The organism is Pikeienuella sp., from assembly GCF_046290545.1.
Lineage (GTDB): Bacteria > Pseudomonadota > Alphaproteobacteria > Rhodobacterales > Rhodobacteraceae > Pikeienuella.
The window spans coordinates 494,994-512,205 of the sequence record NZ_JBKAGV010000017.1 but is presented as its reverse complement, the minus strand read 5'-3'; the positions used below and the strand labels follow the sequence as shown (position 1 = coordinate 512,205).

The window sequence follows — 17,212 nt, the reverse complement described above, 5'->3', positions numbered from 1 at the left end:
CCTTCAGCGCTCCGCGCGCATCAATTGGTCGAACTCAGGTCTTCCGCGATGGCCGAGGCCGCCACCGCCGGAAGCGTCAGCCGCCTCGATGCATCCTCCCCCGAACCAAACGCAAGATTGAAGAAAAACTGGAGGAAGAAGGGTCGCTCTTCAATGGTCACCTCGACGATCGGCGTGAACGGCCCCCCCGCGAAGCCGAGCGCGGCGTAGGAATAGGTCACGGTCAGATCGTCCGGCGACAGGAGATAGGCGATCCGCCCGACCTCGTCGAAGATGGCGGAGAAGGCCGCCGCATCGCAATCGGCGGAGCCGAGGTCGGAGCCGGAGCAGCGCCAGGGCCCTCCCGGCGCCGCACAGCCGCCAAGCGCGCAGCTGTCGCCGACGCGGGCGCCGGGGGCCGCGGCGTTCTCCCGAGGAATGCCTGTATGCACCGGGTCCCTGACCGCGGCGATCCGGGCCCCAAGCTCGACCGCCTTCTGCGCCGTCAGCGCGAAGTGATAAGCCAGTGCGATCTGGAAGGAGGTGAAGACGAGCGCTATCAGCGGCAAGAGGAGAATAACGTATTCTATCGTCGCCGCGCCGGATTCGTCCCGGCCGAAGGAGGGCGAGCGAGCCTTCATCTCCCGAAGTGCCGGACAGTCTCGGAGGCGGTGATGACGAGCCCTTCGATATCCTCGATCGGCAACCCGTCCGCATTCGTCTTCGATCCGAAGATCGCCAGAATTCCGAGCGCGGGAGTCGGAACCCCGGCCGCGGCGGAAAGCCGCACGGTCGTCACGCCGCCCGCATCGCCGACCACCGGCGCCGCGATCGCGAGATGGGGCGTGTTGACGCGCGATACGATAAGGCCCTCCGCCATCTCGACAACGGGGGCCGGAAACGAGGAGCCCGAAGCATCGAGCGGCACGCGGCTCAGATAGCGCGCGGCGTCGGCGACGGCGTTCTCCAGGGTCGAACGCATCTGCAGCATCCGCCCGTATTCCGTGGTGAGCACGAGAACGGCGAGCAGGATCGGAATGGAAATGACGAAATCCACCGTCACGGAGGCGCGCTCGTCGCCGAGGAAGCGGCGCAGGCAGCCGCGCGCCGCTCGCGCCCGCTTCAGGACGCGCTCGCGAAACCAGCTCTCCCGCCTCGCACCAGGCGCCATCTCACACCCCGATCGCGCCCGTACCGGAGGGGCGCGGCTCCGTCGTACTATCTCAGCCGCCATCTCCCGTGGACACCGTCGTGGTGTTCGCGCTCGCCGGCGGCTCGACATTGTCGGTCCTGTAACGGGTATACATCAAAGCGGCGCGGCGGCCATCCATTCCGTCGCCCACGAAGCCATGAACGAAGCCGGCCACCGCCGTCTCCGCCCGCCGGTTGCGTCGCTCCCGCTCCTCGGTAGCGACGACGGGCTCGCGCTCCCCCCGGCTTTCGACCGCGTCGATGCGGCTCCGCTCGACCCCGCGGAGCGCGAGATGCCGCGCCGCCGCCCGCGCCCGGCGGAGGCCGAGACGATCATTGTAGTCCTCGCCGCCGACGAGATCGGTGTGGCCGGCGACCCGCACCCTGATGTCGGGATTGGCGGCGAGCCAGCGCGCCTGCGCGTCGAGTGCGGCGCGCGCCTCGGCGTCGAGCGCGGCGCTGTCGAAGGCGAAGGTCACGGTTGCGGGCGTCTCGGCCGCGAATCGGGCGCGCTCGGCTTCGAGGAAGCGGCCCCTCCGCCAGGCGGCGGACTGGATCAGCTCGTTGCGCTGATAGGCGCCGCCAAAGGTAGCCGCAGCGTTTTCGTGAAGGCCCACCTCCGTCGTGCATCCGGCGAGGAGCGCGGCCCCGGCGAGAAGGGAGAGGATGCGCATCGCTTCACTCCAGAATGTAGCCGAAGGGCCCGTCGAAATCCTGGCTGGCGACTTCCGGCGCCACGCCGCGCCCCTCCACCTCGCCGAGCAGGAACAGCTCCTGCTCGTTCGGCAGGCGCACCCGGTCCGTCGGGAGGGAGAGCCGCTCCCCCGCATCGACCGGGGTAACGAGCACGGGCGTCACGATGATGACGAGCTCGGTCTGGTTCCGGTTGAAGCTGGCGCTGCGGAAAAGCGTGCCGAGCACGGGAATATCGCCCAGGAAGGGCAGCTGCGTCTTCCCGTCCGTGAAGTTCTCCTGCAGGAGGCCGGCGATGGCGATGCTTTGCCCGTCCCGGAGCTCCACCGTCGTCCGCGCCCGCCGCGTCGAGAAGCCGGTGAGCGCGATGCCGTTGGCGATGACCTGAACCGACGTGTCGAGTGAGGAGACCTCGGTCTCCAGTTCGAGATTGATAAGATCCTCGTCCACCACCGTCGGCGTGAAGGAGAGGCCGACGCCGAAGGGCTTGAACTCGACCGTGATCTCCCCCTCGTCGCCCGAGACGGGGATCGGCACCTCGCCGCCGGCGAGGAAGCTCGCCGTATCCCCCGACAGTGCGACAAGGTTCGGCTCCGCCAGAGAACGGGCGAGGCCCTTCGTCTCGAGCGCGTTAAGCACGACGTCGATCAACACGTCTCCGAAATTGGCAAGCACGCGAAAGACGCCGAAGGCGCCGGAAGCATCAGTGAAAGTCTGGCCGCCGGCGTTGTTGGACGGCACGCTAAGGAATTGTCCCGTCTCGCCGACACCGACCACCGAGTCGCCGACGCTCCCCGCCGCGCCGCCGAGGTTGAACCCGAGGCTCTTGGCCGCCGAGCGCTGCATTTCCGCAAAGCGGATCTTCAGCATCACCTGCTGCGTGCCGCCGACGGTCATCAGGTTGGAGACGTTCTCCCCCGCATAGCGTGCTGCGAGATTCATCGCCGTCTCGATCTTCCGAGCGCCGGAGACGACGCCGGAAAGAATCATCCCGCCATTCGCCTCGCGAACCTCGATCCGCTCGGTCGGCAGCACCTCGCGCAGCCGCTGCTTGAACTCGGAAAGGTCCGGCGTGACCTTGACGTCCACATTGGTGATGAGCCGTCCGGCCTCCCCGAGCAGGGTCAGCGTCGTCACGCCGGTCGCCTTTCCGAGAATGTAGATCGTCTGGTCCGACAGCGCGGCGACATCGGCAATCGCCGGATTCGCAACGGAAACCTCCGTGAAGCGCTGCGCGCTTTCGAGCACGATGGCGCGGTTCACGAAGACGGTCACATCGTCCGAAGCGACGCCGCGGGCGGCGCGAAGCACGTTTCCTGCCTGCGCGGCGGCGCTCTCCGCCGTCATCGCGAGCGGCGGCAGAGCTAGGATGAGCGCCACAAAAAGGCGGCGAAGGCGCATGGCTGCAACCCCGTTTCGGATGGGCGCAAGACGCCCGACAGAGACAACCGTAGCAATCAAATCCGAAAACGCAAGCGAAACTGTGTGTTACAAGACTTCCTTAATGCTGCGCCGCGAGAGACTATTCGCAGATCAGGTCGATCCCCTTGCGCACGCAGAGTCGCCTTGCCGGGGGCGCCGGCGCCGGCTCAACCTCCTCCACGTTCAGAACATCCCCGATGTCCACCGGACGCGCATCCTCGATCACGCTGTTCTCGTCGACCTGCCGAAGCCCCAGGGAGATGCGGCCGACCTGCTGCGCGAGCGCCAGCTTCTGCGCATCCTCGGGGGAAACCTCGACGGTCGCGGTGCGCGCGAGCCGTGCGCGATTCGCGTCCTGATCGGCGAACTGGTCGACCGCGATGACCTTGACGTTCTGCATGATGAGGTTCGAGGTCAGGCCGTCCCGGTCTGTGCGGGTGAGGAACACATCCACCCGGTCGTTTGGCAGAAGAAAGCCGGCGACGCCCGTCACCGCGTCGATCCGCAGCGTGAAGGCGCGCATTCCGGGGGTGAGCTGCGCGGCCATGGTCGCGCGCTCGCCGAAGCCGGTCACCTTGGTCTTCAGGATCGGCTCCTGCGGCTCGATCGCACGCAGGACGATACGGGATTCGCGCCCGTCGCCGAAGAGCTCCTCCGCCGATGCGAACCCGTTCGCCGGAGCGGCGTCTTCGGGAAACTCCACGATCCGCGTGGCGTCCGGCGTCAGTTGCTCGCCAGAGCGGAGTGTGCGCGTCGCTACGACCATCGGTTTCGTGGCGATGGCCGGAGCGGAGGCTCGCGCCGCCTCGGCCGCCTTCTGCGCCAGCGCGGCCTCGATCGCCGCATAGCGTTCGGCAGCGAAGAATACGGCGCCGCCCGCGAGGGCGACGCCGAAGATCAGGATGATGACCGCGATGATCCGCATTTCCCCGCTCCCCTATTCGCTGGTCACGTCATATGTAGTGATCGTGGCCAAATAACGGAACGAAGAGCGAGGCGAGAAACCTTATTCCGTGCTGTCCGGCGGAGTCTCGTTGCCAGTGCCGCCGCCGCCGGCTGGATCCGGAAGCGCAGTGGGCACCGCAGCTTCAAGGTTCGTGGCCGCCTGGTTGATCTCGGTCGTCAGGTTGGTCACGAGGCCGCCGACGCCGGTCGTTCCGTCGCCGAAGATCGCATAAGCGAGGCCGATGCCGATAACGACCACGGCCGCCGTAAGCGCAACCCAGTCGACCGTCACGGCGCCGGAATCGTTGGCGCCGAAGCGCCGGAACGAGTTGAAAGACATGCGCATGTACTCCCTCCACATGCTAGACACAGGTAAACGCGCCCGAACGATCCGACGAGAACATGGACAGACAGACAAGCTCGCCCAAGCCCGCCGCCGGAACCCCACCCACTGGGGCGCCCGCCGCATCTCCGATATGAGAAATAGCACTTCATTCTTTCGGCGCCAAATTAACTTATTCGCTGGATTTTGCGCGGATGGAGGCGATTCTGCGCTCATCGCCGCGCCTCCGGCGATGATAATCCATTATATACAATGCGTTGATTGCCTTCGGGATTCGATTGCGTTTATGTCCACCATTCGTGAAGGACGCATAAATGCATGAACGGAGATGGTTCGCGCTGCACAAGGGCGTCGAATCCGCCCGCTCAAGCACTGATGCGCCAATGCAGGAATCTTTGGCATGGTGATTCGCGCGCTCTTCATCCTCGCTCTCTTCGTCCTTGCGACAGCCGGCGGACCGGGCCCTGCATCGGCGGAGACGCAGGGCGCAAGGAGCTTCAAGGTGGTGAAGCCGCCGGCGGCAGGCGCCCGGAAGCGGATCACCGTCACCGTCACCGGAGCGCCCTCCGCGAGATCCTCGCCGCCCGGGCGGCGCGGCGGCGGGCAGGCGCATGGCTGGTTCTGGCGCATCGCCGCCCCGGGAGCGGACGCGGCGGACCCTGCCCGATTGCTCCCGCTCGCTTCCGCCGCGTCCCGGATCGCGGGCGCGGCCGAGCGGGCGCGGATCGAGGCCGTGGCCGGGGCCTGGAAATCGGAAATCGAGGCCGCCGCCCGCGCCGCGAAGATCTCCCCCGCGCTCCTCGCCGCGCTGGTGGCGGCCGAGAGCGCGGGGAATCCCCGTGCGGTGAGCCATGCCGGCGCACAGGGGCTCGGCCAGCTCATGCCGGGGACTGCGCAGCGATTCGGCGTCGCGGATTCGTTCGACCCGGCGGCGAATCTTCGCGGCGCGGCCGCCTATCTCTCCTTCCTACTCGCCATGTTCGAGGAGGACGCCGTGCTGGCGCTCGCAGGCTACAATGCCGGCGAAAATGCGGTGGTCCGGAACCGAGGCGTCCCGCCCTTCGACGAAACGCGGGACTACGTGCCAATCGTCCTTTCCTATTTCCACAAGGCGCGGGCGCTCTGCCTGCCTGCGTCGCCTGGCCCGCGGGCGGACTGCGCGCTGACCGCCGCGCCACGCCGCCCGCCTCAGAACCTCAACGGCGAGGCGCCCGCGCCCGCCCGCGCGCCGCGCGGAGACTGGTTCTGGCAAGGCGTCGCCCCGGGTCTGGAGGCGGCGGACCCGGCCCGGACCCCGGCCCTCGCCGCCGCGGCGTCGGAGAGGATCGGCGCGCCGCTCCTGCGCGCCAAGGCTGCCGAAGTGGCGGACCTATGGCGGGCGGAGATCGCAGCGGCGGCACGAGGCGCGCAGCTTTCCGAGGCGCTGCTCATCGCCCTCGTCGCGGCGGAAAGCGGCGGCGACCCGGATGCGAAGGGGCCAGGCGGGCGGCGCGGCCTCGGCCTCCTCCTGCCGGAGGACGCGGCGCGGCTCGGCGTCGCCGACCGGCTCGACCCGGCGGAGAACATCCGCGGCGCGGCGGACCATCTCTCCCGCCTCCTCGCCCGGTTCGGGGAGGACGAGGTGCTGGCGCTGGCGGGCTACGCCGCCGGGGAGCGCGCTGTAGTCGACGAAGGCGGCGTGCCGGGGGACAGGGCGACGCGGGATTATGTGCCCGTCGTCCTCGGCTATTATCACGAGGCGCGCGGGCTCTGCCTCGCGCCGCCGGAGGGGCCGCGCGCGCCCTGCGTCCTGGCGGAGCGGCCTAACTGACGAGCGTCGCCTCGGTCAGCCGCTCGACCTCCTCCATTGTCACGCCGTCGGCCAGCTCGACGAGCTTCAGCCCGCCGGGGACCACGTCGAACACGCCGAGATTGGTGATGATCCGGTCCACCACGCCCTTGCCGGTGAGCGGGAGGGTGCATTCCTTCAGGAGCTTGGACTCCCCGGCCTTGTTCGCATGATCCATGATGACCACCACGCGGCCGACGCCGGCGACGAGGTCCATCGCCCCGCCCATGCCCTTCACGAGTTTGCCGGGGATCATCCAGTTGGCGAGGTCGCCCGTTTCCGACACTTCCATCGCTCCCAGTATCGCCATTGCGATCTTCCCGCCGCGGATCATGCCGAAGCTCGTCGCGCTGTCGAAATAGGAGGTGCGGTCGAGCTCGGTGATGGTCTGCTTGCCGGCGTTGATGAGGTCCGGGTCCACCGCGTCCTCGGTCGGGAAGGGGCCCATGCCGAGCATCCCGTTCTCGGATTGCAGCGTCACGTCCACGCCCGCGGGAATGTGGTTCGAGACAAGCGTGGGAATCCCGATGCCGAGATTGACGCAGGTCCCGTCCTGCAGTTCCTGCGCGGCGCGCGCCGCCATCTGGTTCCGGTCCCAGGGCATCCCGTTCTCCTCCGTCGCGGCGCGGCCGCCGATTCTGATCATGCGCTGTCTCCCACATTCCGCGCCGCCGCGCGAGGCCGCTCTCAGCCGATGAAGGCGGCGAGTCCGAGCCCCGCCGCAAGGAAGGCGGAAGCGAGGGAGACCGGCTTCTCCCGCATCGTCGCGTCCCAGTAGCCGGGTGGGGGCGCTGCGCCCTCGACAATGTCGAGCCGCCCCTGCTCCAGCCGCGCCGCCCCCCGCCAGCCGGAGGCGAGCGCGATGCGGGAGGGGGCGCCGAAGACGAGGAAGGCGAAATATTGCGCCGGCGCGATGAGCAGGAGCCAGCCGAGCATGGCGCCAAGATAGACGAGCGCGAGCGGGAGGGCGATCAGCCGGTCCCAAGCCGAGATCGCGGCGCCCCGCGCGCGAATGTGCCCGCCAAAGACGAAGAGCGGCAGGCCCGCAAGCTGCATCGCCGCGCCGGCATAGACCGCCGGATCGGCCGATACGAGCCCGGCGTTCCGGTCCACCCCGCCCCAGGCGAAGCCGATGGCGATGGTGGCGAGGCCGATCAGCGGGCCGGAGCCGAGCCAGAAGGCGAGATAGTCCCGCCCCGCTTCGCGGAAGCCGAACCAGCAGAGGCCGACAAGGAGGAGAAGAGCGGCGAGCCAGAGGAGCCGCCGCCCCATCGGCTCACGCGGCCCGCATCGTGCGGTTCTCGATCCGCTTCTCGTGCGTCCCCTGGATAATGCGGTGGACGTAGATTCCGGGCGTATGGATCATGTCCGGGTCCAGCGAGCCCCGCGGCACGATCTCCTCAACCTCGGCGACGCAGACCTTGCCGCAGGTCGCGGCCGGCGGATTGAAGTTCCGCGCCGTCTTTCGATAGACGAGATTGCCCATGTCGTCGCCCTTCCAGGCCTTGACGATGGCGAGATCCATGACGAGGCCGCGTTCGAGGACATAGGTCTGCCCGTCGAACTCCTTCAGCTCCTTGCCATCCGCGATCACGGTGCCGACGCCCGTCTTCGTGTAGAAGCCCGGAATGCCGGCGCCGCCGGCCCGCATCCGCTCCGCCAAAGTGCCCTGCGGGTTGAATTCGAGCTCGAGTTCGCCCGAAAGATACTGCCGCATGAACTCCGCGTTCTCCCCGACATAGGAGGAGATCATCTTCTTTACCTGGCGGGTCTGGAGCAGCACCCCGAGACCGAAATCGTCCACCCCGGCGTTGTTCGAGGCGACGGTGAGGTTCTTCGTCCCCGCATCGCGGATCGCGGCGATCAGCAGTTCCGGGATCCCGCAAAGGCCGAACCCCCCTGCAGCGATGGTCATGCCGTCGAAAAGGAGGCCGTCGAGCGCGGCGGCGGCGTCCGGATAGACCTTCTTCATGGGGATTCCCTCCTGAGGCGTCGCCCGTGTTTTCCCGCCTCGCGCGGGCGCTGTCAAACCGCCTGTTGCGCCCGCGTCACGAAGAGATGGCCGGCGATCGGCGCGCCGGATTCGAGCCGGAGGGCTATCAGCGTGGCCTCCATCGTCTCGAAGCCCGCATCATCGAGGAGGGACCGCAGCGCCGCCTCCCGATGGGCGAAGCGCTGGTGCGGCGTCACGCGCCATGCTGCGCCCGCGAAAGCCTCCTCCGGCAGCGTTTCGGTCGAGAAAAGGAAGAGCCCGCCGGGCGCGAGCCGGGCGCGCGCGGCGCGGAAGAGCGGGGCGACCTCGCCAAGATACGGCAGAAGGTCCATCCCCGTCACGATGTCCCATGTCTCGTCCGTCTCTTCGAGGAAACGGAGCGCGTCCCCGATGAAGAGGTCATCGTAGAGCTCCTTCTCCCCCGCCACGTCGATCATGCCCTCGGAAAGATCGACCCCGACGCGCCGCGCCGTCATGTCCTCCAGCGCCTCCGCCGCGAGGCCGGTGCCGCAGCCGAGATCGAGCATCGCGCCGAACGGGCCGAGCCCGAGCATCTGGATCCGCTCGCGCGCCAGCATCGGCGCGCCGTATTCAAGCTGGTCGACGAGAATGCCGTCGAACACCTCCGCATGCTGATCGAAGAGCGTGGCGACATAGGCGGGCGCGGCCCGGTCAGGCGCCGGAGCGGCGCCGAGCGCGGCGAGGCGAAGCGCGGCGCCGCCCGGATCCCTCGGATCGAGCGCCAGAACCTCGGCCCATGCCGCAGCCGCCGCCGGGTCCCCCGCCTTCTCTAGCGCCAGCGCGCGCTCATAGGCCTCGGCCAGCGCCTCTTCCTCGGCTTCGGTCATGCGATGATCTCCACATCCGCCCGCGCCGCCTCAGGCAGGGCCGCGAGCATTTCGGACACGCTGCGCCCGGTCAGCGGGTGGCGCCAGCCCGGCGCCACATCCGCCAGCGGCGCCAGTACGAAGGCGCGCTCCTGCATCCGCGGATGCGGGAGGACGAGCCGCTCCGGCGCCGGGGCCCTGCCCGCCGCCTCGGGGCCGAGCGCCATGAGCCGGCGCGCCGTCTTCGCGTCGGGCAGGACGAGATCGCCGCAGGCGATCAGGTCGAGATCGCAGACACGCGCCGCCCACCGGGCGCGCCGCTCCCGCCCGAGCGACCGCTCCACTTCATGCAGGAGCGCGAGAAGCGCTTCCGGCGCAAGCGCCGTCTCCATGAGCGCGGCGCCGTTCACGTAATCCGGCCCTGAGCCAGGCGGGAAAGCGGGCGAGCGTCGCCAGCGCGCTGCGGCGCGCACCCGCGCCCCGCCAGCTTCGAGCCGGCGCAAAGCCTCCTCCAGGGTCTCGCGCGGGGCGCCGAGGGCGGAGGGCATGTTTGCTCCGAACGCAACAAGAACGGAAAAGATTTCCACGGTTCGGTTGGGTTCCTGTCTACAATCGACATTGCATTCCCCGGCCAGTCCCATATTTTCGCACGACTTGCGAACGTCCGGATGAATGTCTCAAGCTTTCAATATCCGGGCCCGCGCCACATTTCGAGGTGTCCCGAATGTTTTATCGTGACGAACGCCTGGCGCTCTTCATCGACGGCTCGAATCTCTACGCCGCCGCACGAGCCCTTGGCTTCGACATCGACTACAAGCTGCTGAGGAGCGAGTTCCTACGCCGAGGCAAGCTTGTTCGCGCCTACTACTACACCGCGCTGCTGGAGGATCAGGAATATTCCCCCATCCGCCCGCTGGTGGACTGGCTGGACTATAACGGCTTCACCATGGTCACGAAGCCCGCCAAGGAGTTCATCGACTCCATGGGCCGGCGCAAGGTGAAGGGCAACATGGACATCGAGCTCGCGATCGACGCGATGGAGATGGCCGAAAAGGTGGACCACATTGTCCTTTTCAGTGGAGATGGCGATTTCAAGCCGCTCATCGCCGCGATCCAGCGCAAGGGATGCCGCGTTTCCGTGGTTTCGACCATCCGCTCTCAGCCGCCGATGATCGCCGACGATCTCCGCCGCCAGGCGGACAATTTCATCGAGCTCGAGGAGCTGAAAGACGTGATCGGACGTCCGCCGCGCCCGCCGCGGATGGATGAGGAGGACATGCCCGCCGAGGCCGCGGAAGAGTGAGCGCGACCGGCGCAGAAGCGCCGCGCGATTGCCGCCTCTGCCCGCGCCTCGCCGCCTATCGCGACGCGACGCGGGCCAGGAATCCTGACTGGTTCAATGGGGCCGTTCCCAGCTTCGGTGACGAGGCGGCGCGGCTTCTTGTCGTCGGCCTTGCGCCCGGAGTGACCGGCGCGAACCGGACCGGCCGGCCTTTCACCGGGGATTTCGCGGGAGACCTGCTCTACGCAACGCTGACGAAGTTCGACTGGGCCAACGGCGCCTTCGCCGCACGGCCCGATGACGGGCTGATCCTGGCGGGCGCTATGGTGACGAACGCGGTGCGCTGCGTGCCGCCCGTCAACAAGCCGGTCGGGGAGGAGATCAACCGCTGCCGCCGCTTCCTCGCCGCGCGCATCGCCGCCCTGCCCCGGCTCCGCGGGATCCTCTGCCTCGGGCGGATCGCGCACGAGAGCACGCTGCGCGCGCTCGGCGCGAAGCTCTCCGCCCACCCTTTCGCCCATGGCGCGCGGCATGAGGTCGGCCACCTCATCCTCTGGGACAGCTATCATTGCTCCCGCTACAACACCAATACAGGGCGGCTCACGGCGGAGATGTTCGAGGCGGTGTTCGGCGCGGTGCGGGCTGAGCTCGGGCCGGAGGGTTAGGCTTCAAGAGCGGGCAGGATGCCATCCGCCACGAGCCGGCGCAGGTCTCCCACATGCCCGGCCGTGCGGGCGGGGCGGTTCGGATCGGAGGTTATGGCGATCACCAGCGCGCGTTCGGGCAGGATGAAGAGCATCTGCCCTCCATAGCCGCGGGCATAGGCGGCGTGCTCCCCGCCGAGTTCAGTCAGGAACCAGCCATAGCCGTAATCGTCCCCCGAGAAGGGGGAGCGGGCGCGGGGCTTCATCGAGTCCGCGAGCCATCCGGCGGGGATGACCTCCCGCCCCTCCCACATTCCCCCGAGGCGGCCCATCTCCCCGATCCGGGCGAGGGCGAGGGGGGAGAGGGCCATCTCGTTCCCGCCGAGGAAGAAGCCCTGCGGGTCCCGCGTCCAGGGCGGGATCGCGACGCCGAGCGGGCGGGCGAGCCAGTCCTCCGCCATCGCATGGAGGCTCCGCCCCGAGGCGACGGCGAGCGCGGCGCCAAGGATGTGAAAGGTTCCGGTCGAATACTGGAAGGCCGCGCCCGGCTCCGCGACGAACGGGCGTGAGAGGGCATGGGCGACCCAGTTTCCGCTCTCCACCCATCGCCCGTAATTCGCGCCCGAGGTCCGCTCCAGCCCCGCCGTCATGGAAAGAAGATGGCCGAGGGTGATCGCCTCCACGCGCGGATCGGCGCCGCGCGGGACGAGCCGGGGCGCGACATCGACCAGCCGCGCCTCCGGCCCTGGCGCGACGCCGCGCGCGAAGGCGACGCCGGCAAGGAGGGCGACGAGGGTCTTCGACACGGATTTCACGTTCGCCGCCCGGTCCGGCGCCGGGCCGCGGAAGGCGCGGGCGAGGCGCTGCTCGCCCTCATGCAGTATCACGAGGCAGCGGAGCTGATCGAGCCCGCCCGCCATACGCGCCGCATCCTCGAGCGCGGCGGCGGGCAGGGCTAGCGTCGAGGCGATGCCGGCGAGGGCGACGCGGCGGGTGATCGTGCTCATGGGGGAGAGGATGGCCCCTCCCCCCCGATCTTCAAGAGCGGCTCAGAGGCAGGATTCGATCAGCGGCCGCATGTTGTCCGTCGTCAGCGGCACGGGGTTGCCGCCACAGGACGGATCGCGGAGCGCGTCCGCCGCCAGGCGGTCGAGATCCGGGTCCTTCACGCCGAGGGCCGTGAGGCCGATCGGGAGGCCGATGCCGGAGATCAGCCCGTCCACGAAGGCGGCGAAGCCATGGAAGCCCCCGCCGATCCCGAGATAGGCAGCCGCCGCCTCGATCTTCGCCTCCACCGCCGGGCGGTTGAAGGCGAGGACGGCGCCCATCACCGCCGCGTTGGTCATGCCGTGATGGGTATGGTGATGCGCGCCGACCGGATGGGAGATCGCATGGATCGCGCCGAGCCCCTTCTGGAAGGCCACCGCGCCCATCATCGCCGCCGCCATCATGTCCGCCCGGGCGAGAATATCGGTCGGCTCCGCGACGGCGCGGGGCAGCGCCGTCTTCACGAGGCGCATACCCTCAAGCGCGATGCCTTGGCTCATCGGGTGGAAATGCGGGGAGCAATAGGCTTCGAGGCAATGGGCGAAGGCGTCCATCCCCGTTCCGGCGGTGATCATCCGCGGCATGCCCACGGTGAGCTCCGGGTCGGCGATGACGACGGCGGGGAGGATTTTCGGGTGGAAGATGATCTTCTTCTCCAGCGCCTCCTCGTTCGTCAGCACCGAGGCGCGCCCGACCTCGGAGCCCGTGCCGGCAGTCGTCGGCACCGCGACGTTGGGGGCGATGCCCTCCGGCTTCGCACGGGTCCACCAGTCCCCGATGTCCTCGAAATCCCAGACGGGCCGGTCCTGCCCCGCCATGAAGGCGACGGCCTTGCCAAGGTCCAGCGCGGAGCCGCCGCCGAAGGCGACGACGCCGTCATGTCCGCCCTCGCGGTATACCCTGAGCCCGGCGTCGAGATTGGCGCCGGTCGGATTCGCGTTCACCTCGGCGAAGACGGCGCGGCCAAGCCCCGCCGCCTCCATGATCTCGAGCGCCCGCGTCGTGACGGGGAGCGCGGCGAGGCCGCGATCCGTCACGAGGAGGGGGCGCTTGATGCCGGCGGCGGCGCAGGCCTCGCCGAGTTCGGCGATGCGGCCGGCGCCGAAGCGGATGGCGGTGGGATAGGAGAAATTGGCGCGGGGAGCGTTCATTGCGGCTTCTTCATGTGGAAGGATTTGGGGCGGGTGAGGGCGTGATAGCCGAGGACGGAGAGCGCGGCGCCGCGCCCCGTATCCTTGCAACCGGTCCAGCAGAGCGCCGGATCGAGATAGTCGCAGCGGTTCATGAAGACGGTGCCCGTCTCCACCTGCGCGCCGAGGCGCTCCGCGCGGTCGATATCCCGAGTCCAGAGCGAGGCGGTGAGGCCATAGGCGCTGTCGTTCATCAGGCGCAGCGCCTCCTCGTCGGTCTCCACTTTCATGATCCCGACGACGGGGCCGAAATTCTCCTCCCGCATCAGATCCATGGAATGGTCGACTCCGGTGAGGATCTGCGGGCCGAGATAGGCTCCGCCCTCGCCCGGGAACCGGGCGGGATCGACGAGCGCCTTTGCGCCCGCCGCCACGGCGGCGGCAGTCTGCGCGCGCACAAGGTCCGCGAAGCGGACCTGCGCCATCGGGCCGAGCGTAGTTTCCGGATTGAGCGGATCTCCGAGGCTGTAACCCTCGACGATGCTCACCGCCTTCTCCACGAACCGGTCAAAGAGCGGCGCGGCGACATAGATGCGCTCGATCCCGCAGCAGCATTGCCCGGAATTGAACATCGCCCCGTCGATCAGCGTCTCCGCCGCGGCCTCAAGGTCCGCGTCCTCCATCACATAGCCCGGGTCCTTCCCGCCAAGCTCCAGCCCGAGCGCGGTGAACGTCCCCGCCGCGGCGCGCTCGATGGCGCGGCCGCCGGCGACGGAGCCGGTGAAGTTCACGAAGCCGAAGGCGCGGGCGGCAATGAGATCCGCCGTCCCCTGATGGGTGAGGTGGATGGGCTGGAACACATCCGCCGGCACGCCCGCCTCATGGAAGGCCCGCGCCATGCGCTCGCCGGCAAGGATGGTCTGCGCCGCATGCTTCAGGAGCACGGCATTCCCGGCGATGAGCGCGGGGGCGACCGTGTTGATCGCGGTGAGGTAAGGATAGTTCCAGGGCGCGATGACGAGGACGAGGCCATGCGGCTCCCGCCGGATATAGCGGCGGAACTTCGCATCGTCCGCGATGTCGACGGGGGCCAGCGCGCTCTCCGCGATGGAGGCCATATAGCCCGCCCGCTCCTTCACCCCGCCCATCTCCCCGCCATAGCGGACCGGGCGGCCCATCATGCGGGCAAGCTCGGGGACGGCGTCCTCCATCGCCGCGAGCCGGGCGACCCCGGCCTCCACCAGCGCGACGCGCTCGGAAAGCGGGCGCGCGGCCCATGCGGCCTGCGCCGCGCGGGCGCGCTCCACCGCCGCGCCGGCCTCGGCGGGGGTGAAGGCCGCGCGCTCGGCGACGAGCGAACCGTCGATCGGGGAAATGCAGCGGATCATCCCGGCCATCTCACGCCCTCTCGAAGCCGCGGCTTCGTTCATAATCTGTGACGCGCGAGTCGAAATCCGCCTGTTCGACACGCGCGGCGTGAGCGTAGTGATCCACCACGGCGTCGCCGAGCGCAGCGCGCAGCATCGCGGAGCCCGCGAAGGCTTCGGTCGCCTCGCGCAGTGTCTTCGGGATTTCCGGCGCGTCCGTTCCGCCATAGGCGTCCCCGGCGAAACTCGGGCCGGGGTCGAGCTTCCCCTCCAGTCCCGCGATCCCCGCCGCGATCTGCCCGGCGAGGGCGAGATAGGGGTTGAGGTCTGCCCCGCCGATCCGGTTCTCCACCCGCACGCCCTTCGTCCCCTCGCCGACGACGCGGAAACCGGCGGTGCGATTGTCCATCGACCAGACGGTCTTCGTCGGCGCGAACATGCCGACGCAGAAGCGCTTGTATGAATTGACATAAGGCGCCAGCAGCAGCGTCGTCTCCGCCGCATGGGCGAGGAGCCCGCCGAGCCAATGCCGCATCGTCTCCGACATCGAATGCCCGGCCCCGGCGTCGAAGAAGGCCGGCGCGCCACCCTTCGTCAAAGACTGGTGGATATGGCTCGAAGAGCCCGCGTGCTCATGGCTCCACTTCGCCATGAAGGTGACGGCCCGGCCCTGCGCAAAGGCGATCTCCTTCACCGCCTCCTTGATGAGAAGGTGGTGGTCCGCCGTCTCCAGCGCGCCGGCATAGCGGACGTTGATCTCCGCCTGCCCGGCCTCCGCCTCGCCCTTCGTGTTCTCCACCGGCACGCCCGCCGCCATGAGGCCGTTGCGGATCGCCCGCATCAGCGCCTCTTCCTTGGCGGTCTGGAAGATGTGGTAATCCTCGTTATAGGGGCTGAACGGCGTCGGGCGCGCATAGCCCTGATCGGAAAGCGCCTCGAAGCTCTCCCGGAAGACGAAGAACTCCAGCTCCGTCGCCGCATTCATGCCGTAGCCGAGCGCGGCGAGGCGTTCGAGCTGCCGCTTCAGCATGGTCCGCGGCGCGTGGGCGACCGGATCGCCGTGATGGTCGAGGAGGTCGGCGATCACCAGCGCCGTTCCCTCCGCCCAGGGGATCAGGCGCAGCGTGGAGAGGTCCGGCTTCTGGATGTAGTCGCCGTAGCCCTTGGCCCAGCTCGTCGCGGCATAACCCTGGACGGTGTTCATCTCCATGTCGGTGGCGAGGAGGTAGTTGCAGCAATGCGTCTCCTCATGCCCCGCATCGAGAAAGTGGCGCGCGGTGAAGCGCTTGCCCATCAGCCTTCCCTGCATGTCCGGCGCGGCGATGATCACCGTGTCCACGCGCCCGGCTGTCGCATGGATTTCAAGTTCTTCGAGCGTGAGGCGGCCCGTCATTTCAATCTCCCTGAAGGCCGGGGGCGGCGCCCGCCCCCGGCCGGTCCTGTTCGGGTCGCGTCAGGCGTAGCGGTAGGGCCGCCCGGCCTTGGCCATGACCTCGTTATACTGCTTGAAGATCGAGACGACCTTCGCCTTGACCTCGCTCTCCGCCGCGATCTCGTCCCAGAACCTGATCGCCGCATCCTCGACCTGCTGCCATTCGGCGTCGGGGATCGTGGTGAGCTTCATCTTCGTGCCGTTGACGCGGAGCGCGGCCTCGCCGCCCCAGTACCACCACTGGCGGTAATAGTGCGAGCTGTCCATCGTCAGCTTCAGCAGTTCCTGAAGCTTCGGCGACAGCGAATTCCAGCGGTCCATATTGGCGAAGAAGGATCCCGCCCAGGCGCCGGAGATGTTGTTCGTGAGGAAGTAATCCGTCACGTCCGCCCAGCCGACCGTATAGTCCTCCGTGATGCCGGACCAGGCGATGCCGTCCAGCTCCCCGGTCTGCACCGCGACCTCGATATCCTCCCAGGGCAGCGTGACCGGCACGACGCCAAACTGCGTCAGGAAGCGCCCGGCGGTCGGGAAGGTGAAGACGCGCTTGCCCTGAAGGTCCGCGAGGCTGTTGATCGGCTCCTTCGTCGCGAAATGGCACGGGTCCCAGGCCCCGGCGGAGAGGTGCTTGACCCCGACCTTGGAATATTCCGCATCCCAGATCTCGTTGAGCCCATACTGGTTGAAGAGCACCGGCACATCGAGCGAATAGCGGGAGGCGAAGGGGAAGTAGCCGCCGAACACGGTCACCTCGGTAGGCGAGGCCATCGAATCGTCGTCCGACTGCACGGCGTCGATCGTGCCGGACTGCATGGCGCGGAAAAGCTCCGAGGTCGGCACCAGCTGGTCGGCGTAGAAGAGCTCGATCTCCATCTCGTCGCCGGCGATCTTGTTGAAGCTGTCGATGGCCGGCTTCACCACATGTTCGGCCAGCGCCGGGCCCGCATAGGTCTGCATCCGCCAGCGGATTTTCGATTGCGCAATGGCGGGGGCCGCAAGCGCGGCGGGGGCCGCGGCGGCGGCTCCGGCGAGGAATTTCCGTCTCGTGGTCATATCGATCTCCTTGTCGCGGTTCGGTTTCGCGCCGTT

Annotated in this window: 19 protein-coding genes; 3 read left to right on the top strand and 16 right to left on the bottom strand. The window is 68.4% G+C overall.

Annotated elements, in window-relative coordinates:
• Positions 1-20: 20 nt before the first annotated feature.
• The 6 genes from ACE37J_RS19005 to ACE37J_RS18980 all read right to left on the bottom strand — a co-directional run bounded on the left by ACE37J_RS19005 (position 21) and on the right by ACE37J_RS18980 (position 4,576).
• Complete coding sequence (locus tag ACE37J_RS19005; RefSeq protein ID WP_409714307.1) at positions 21-620, bottom strand: TadE/TadG family type IV pilus assembly protein; 600 nt, start codon at positions 618-620, stop codon at positions 21-23.
• Positions 617-1,150 (bottom strand): TadE/TadG family type IV pilus assembly protein, encoded by a 534-nt coding sequence (locus ACE37J_RS19000; RefSeq protein ID WP_409714303.1) that lies wholly within the window; start codon positions 1,148-1,150, stop codon positions 617-619. The genes ACE37J_RS19005 and ACE37J_RS19000 overlap by 4 nt, the downstream gene beginning before the upstream one ends.
• 52 nt (positions 1,151-1,202) lie before the next feature.
• Positions 1,203-1,844, bottom strand: coding sequence for an OmpA family protein (locus ACE37J_RS18995; RefSeq protein WP_409714300.1), 642 nt, complete (start codon positions 1,842-1,844; stop codon positions 1,203-1,205).
• Between the two features lie 4 nt (positions 1,845-1,848).
• Complete coding sequence (locus ACE37J_RS18990) at positions 1,849-3,264, bottom strand: type II and III secretion system protein family protein (RefSeq protein WP_409714297.1); 1,416 nt, start codon at positions 3,262-3,264, stop codon at positions 1,849-1,851.
• 121 nt (positions 3,265-3,385) lie between these two features.
• Positions 3,386-4,210, bottom strand: coding sequence for a Flp pilus assembly protein CpaB (gene cpaB / locus ACE37J_RS18985; RefSeq protein ID WP_409714294.1), 825 nt, complete (start codon positions 4,208-4,210; stop codon positions 3,386-3,388).
• 81 nt (positions 4,211-4,291) lie between these two features.
• Positions 4,292-4,576, bottom strand: coding sequence for a hypothetical protein (locus ACE37J_RS18980; RefSeq protein ID WP_409714291.1), 285 nt, complete (start codon positions 4,574-4,576; stop codon positions 4,292-4,294).
• Between the two features lie 397 nt (positions 4,577-4,973).
• Here ACE37J_RS18980 and ACE37J_RS18975 point away from each other — a divergent pair, with 397 nt between their 5' ends.
• Positions 4,974-6,383 carry a lytic transglycosylase domain-containing protein gene (locus ACE37J_RS18975; protein WP_409714288.1) on the top strand — a complete coding sequence of 470 codons (1,410 nt, stop codon included), beginning with the start codon at positions 4,974-4,976 and terminating at the stop codon, positions 6,381-6,383.
• On the opposite strand, the gene ACE37J_RS18970 is transcribed toward ACE37J_RS18975, so the two are convergent.
• From ACE37J_RS18970 to folK, 5 genes are all read right to left on the bottom strand, one after another.
• Positions 6,376-7,005: a CoA transferase subunit B gene (locus ACE37J_RS18970; RefSeq protein ID WP_409715478.1), complete on the bottom strand. Its 630-nt coding sequence runs from the start codon at positions 7,003-7,005 to the stop codon at positions 6,376-6,378. The genes ACE37J_RS18975 and ACE37J_RS18970 overlap by 8 nt on opposite strands.
• 83 nt (positions 7,006-7,088) lie before the next feature.
• Positions 7,089-7,673, bottom strand: a complete 585-nt coding sequence (locus ACE37J_RS18965; protein ID WP_409714285.1) for a hypothetical protein — start codon at positions 7,671-7,673, stop codon at positions 7,089-7,091.
• A 4-nt stretch (positions 7,674-7,677) separates the two neighbouring features.
• Positions 7,678-8,373, bottom strand: coding sequence for a CoA transferase subunit A (locus ACE37J_RS18960; protein WP_409714282.1), 696 nt, complete (start codon positions 8,371-8,373; stop codon positions 7,678-7,680).
• A gap of 53 nt (positions 8,374-8,426) precedes the next feature.
• The gene (locus ACE37J_RS18955; RefSeq protein WP_409714279.1) at positions 8,427-9,242 is read right to left on the bottom strand and encodes a class I SAM-dependent DNA methyltransferase; all 816 of its coding nucleotides are present in this window, start codon (positions 9,240-9,242) and stop codon (positions 8,427-8,429) included.
• A complete protein-coding gene (folK, locus tag ACE37J_RS18950) occupies positions 9,239-9,862 on the bottom strand; it encodes a 2-amino-4-hydroxy-6-hydroxymethyldihydropteridine diphosphokinase (protein ID WP_409714276.1) in 624 nt (207 codons plus the stop codon). The genes ACE37J_RS18955 and folK overlap by 4 nt, the downstream gene beginning before the upstream one ends.
• An 83-nt stretch (positions 9,863-9,945) precedes the next feature.
• Between folK and ACE37J_RS18945 the strand changes: the two genes are divergently transcribed.
• Both ACE37J_RS18945 and ACE37J_RS18940 read left to right on the top strand, forming a co-directional pair.
• On the top strand, positions 9,946-10,524 hold the full coding sequence (locus ACE37J_RS18945; RefSeq protein WP_409714273.1) for an NYN domain-containing protein: 579 nt from the start codon (positions 9,946-9,948) through the stop codon (positions 10,522-10,524).
• Positions 10,521-11,168: a uracil-DNA glycosylase gene (locus ACE37J_RS18940; RefSeq protein WP_409714270.1), complete on the top strand. Its 648-nt coding sequence runs from the start codon at positions 10,521-10,523 to the stop codon at positions 11,166-11,168. The genes ACE37J_RS18945 and ACE37J_RS18940 overlap by 4 nt, the downstream gene beginning before the upstream one ends.
• Here ACE37J_RS18940 and ACE37J_RS18935 read toward each other — a convergent pair.
• From ACE37J_RS18935 to ACE37J_RS18915, 5 genes are read right to left on the bottom strand one after another with little or no spacing between them, the layout of a single operon-like run.
• A complete protein-coding gene (locus tag ACE37J_RS18935; RefSeq protein ID WP_409714267.1) occupies positions 11,165-12,154 on the bottom strand; it encodes a serine hydrolase domain-containing protein in 990 nt (329 codons plus the stop codon). The two genes, ACE37J_RS18940 and ACE37J_RS18935, sit on opposite strands and share 4 nt — an antisense overlap.
• A gap of 42 nt (positions 12,155-12,196) precedes the next feature.
• Entirely contained in the window at positions 12,197-13,345 is a 1,149-nt protein-coding gene (locus ACE37J_RS18930) for an iron-containing alcohol dehydrogenase (RefSeq protein WP_409714264.1), read from the bottom strand.
• Complete coding sequence (locus ACE37J_RS18925) at positions 13,342-14,721, bottom strand: aldehyde dehydrogenase family protein (protein WP_409714261.1); 1,380 nt, start codon at positions 14,719-14,721, stop codon at positions 13,342-13,344. Before ACE37J_RS18925 ends, ACE37J_RS18930 begins: the two co-directional genes overlap by 4 nt.
• 1 nt (position 14,722) lies before the next feature.
• On the bottom strand, positions 14,723-16,084 hold the full coding sequence (locus tag ACE37J_RS18920) for a glutamine synthetase family protein (RefSeq protein ID WP_409714258.1): 1,362 nt from the start codon (positions 16,082-16,084) through the stop codon (positions 14,723-14,725).
• A 60-nt stretch (positions 16,085-16,144) separates the two neighbouring features.
• A complete protein-coding gene (locus ACE37J_RS18915) occupies positions 16,145-17,176 on the bottom strand; it encodes a TRAP transporter substrate-binding protein (RefSeq protein ID WP_409714256.1) in 1,032 nt (343 codons plus the stop codon).
• Positions 17,177-17,212: the final 36 nt, after the last annotated feature.

Coding starts and splice junctions, on each gene's coding strand:
- ACE37J_RS19005 (WP_409714307.1), bottom strand. CDS start 620: ATGAAGGCTCGCTCGCCCTCCTTCGGCCGGGACGAATCCGGCGCGGCG.
- ACE37J_RS19000 (WP_409714303.1), bottom strand. CDS start 1,150: ATGGCGCCTGGTGCGAGGCGGGAGAGCTGGTTTCGCGAGCGCGTCCTG.
- ACE37J_RS18995 (WP_409714300.1), bottom strand. CDS start 1,844: ATGCGCATCCTCTCCCTTCTCGCCGGGGCCGCGCTCCTCGCCGGATGC.
- ACE37J_RS18990 (WP_409714297.1), bottom strand. CDS start 3,264: ATGCGCCTTCGCCGCCTTTTTGTGGCGCTCATCCTAGCTCTGCCGCCG.
- cpaB (WP_409714294.1), bottom strand. CDS start 4,210: ATGCGGATCATCGCGGTCATCATCCTGATCTTCGGCGTCGCCCTCGCG.
- ACE37J_RS18980 (WP_409714291.1), bottom strand. CDS start 4,576: ATGCGCATGTCTTTCAACTCGTTCCGGCGCTTCGGCGCCAACGATTCC.
- ACE37J_RS18975 (WP_409714288.1), top strand. CDS start 4,974: ATGGTGATTCGCGCGCTCTTCATCCTCGCTCTCTTCGTCCTTGCGACA.
- ACE37J_RS18970 (WP_409715478.1), bottom strand. CDS start 7,005: ATGCCCTGGGACCGGAACCAGATGGCGGCGCGCGCCGCGCAGGAACTG.
- ACE37J_RS18965 (WP_409714285.1), bottom strand. CDS start 7,673: ATGGGGCGGCGGCTCCTCTGGCTCGCCGCTCTTCTCCTCCTTGTCGGC.
- ACE37J_RS18960 (WP_409714282.1), bottom strand. CDS start 8,373: ATGAAGAAGGTCTATCCGGACGCCGCCGCCGCGCTCGACGGCCTCCTT.
- ACE37J_RS18955 (WP_409714279.1), bottom strand. CDS start 9,242: ATGACCGAAGCCGAGGAAGAGGCGCTGGCCGAGGCCTATGAGCGCGCG.
- folK (WP_409714276.1), bottom strand. CDS start 9,862: ATGGGACTGGCCGGGGAATGCAATGTCGATTGTAGACAGGAACCCAAC.
- ACE37J_RS18945 (WP_409714273.1), top strand. CDS start 9,946: ATGTTTTATCGTGACGAACGCCTGGCGCTCTTCATCGACGGCTCGAAT.
- ACE37J_RS18935 (WP_409714267.1), bottom strand. CDS start 12,154: ATGAGCACGATCACCCGCCGCGTCGCCCTCGCCGGCATCGCCTCGACG.
- ACE37J_RS18930 (WP_409714264.1), bottom strand. CDS start 13,345: ATGAACGCTCCCCGCGCCAATTTCTCCTATCCCACCGCCATCCGCTTC.
- ACE37J_RS18925 (WP_409714261.1), bottom strand. CDS start 14,721: ATGGCCGGGATGATCCGCTGCATTTCCCCGATCGACGGTTCGCTCGTC.
- ACE37J_RS18920 (WP_409714258.1), bottom strand. CDS start 16,084: ATGACGGGCCGCCTCACGCTCGAAGAACTTGAAATCCATGCGACAGCC.
- ACE37J_RS18915 (WP_409714256.1), bottom strand. CDS start 17,176: ATGACCACGAGACGGAAATTCCTCGCCGGAGCCGCCGCCGCGGCCCCC.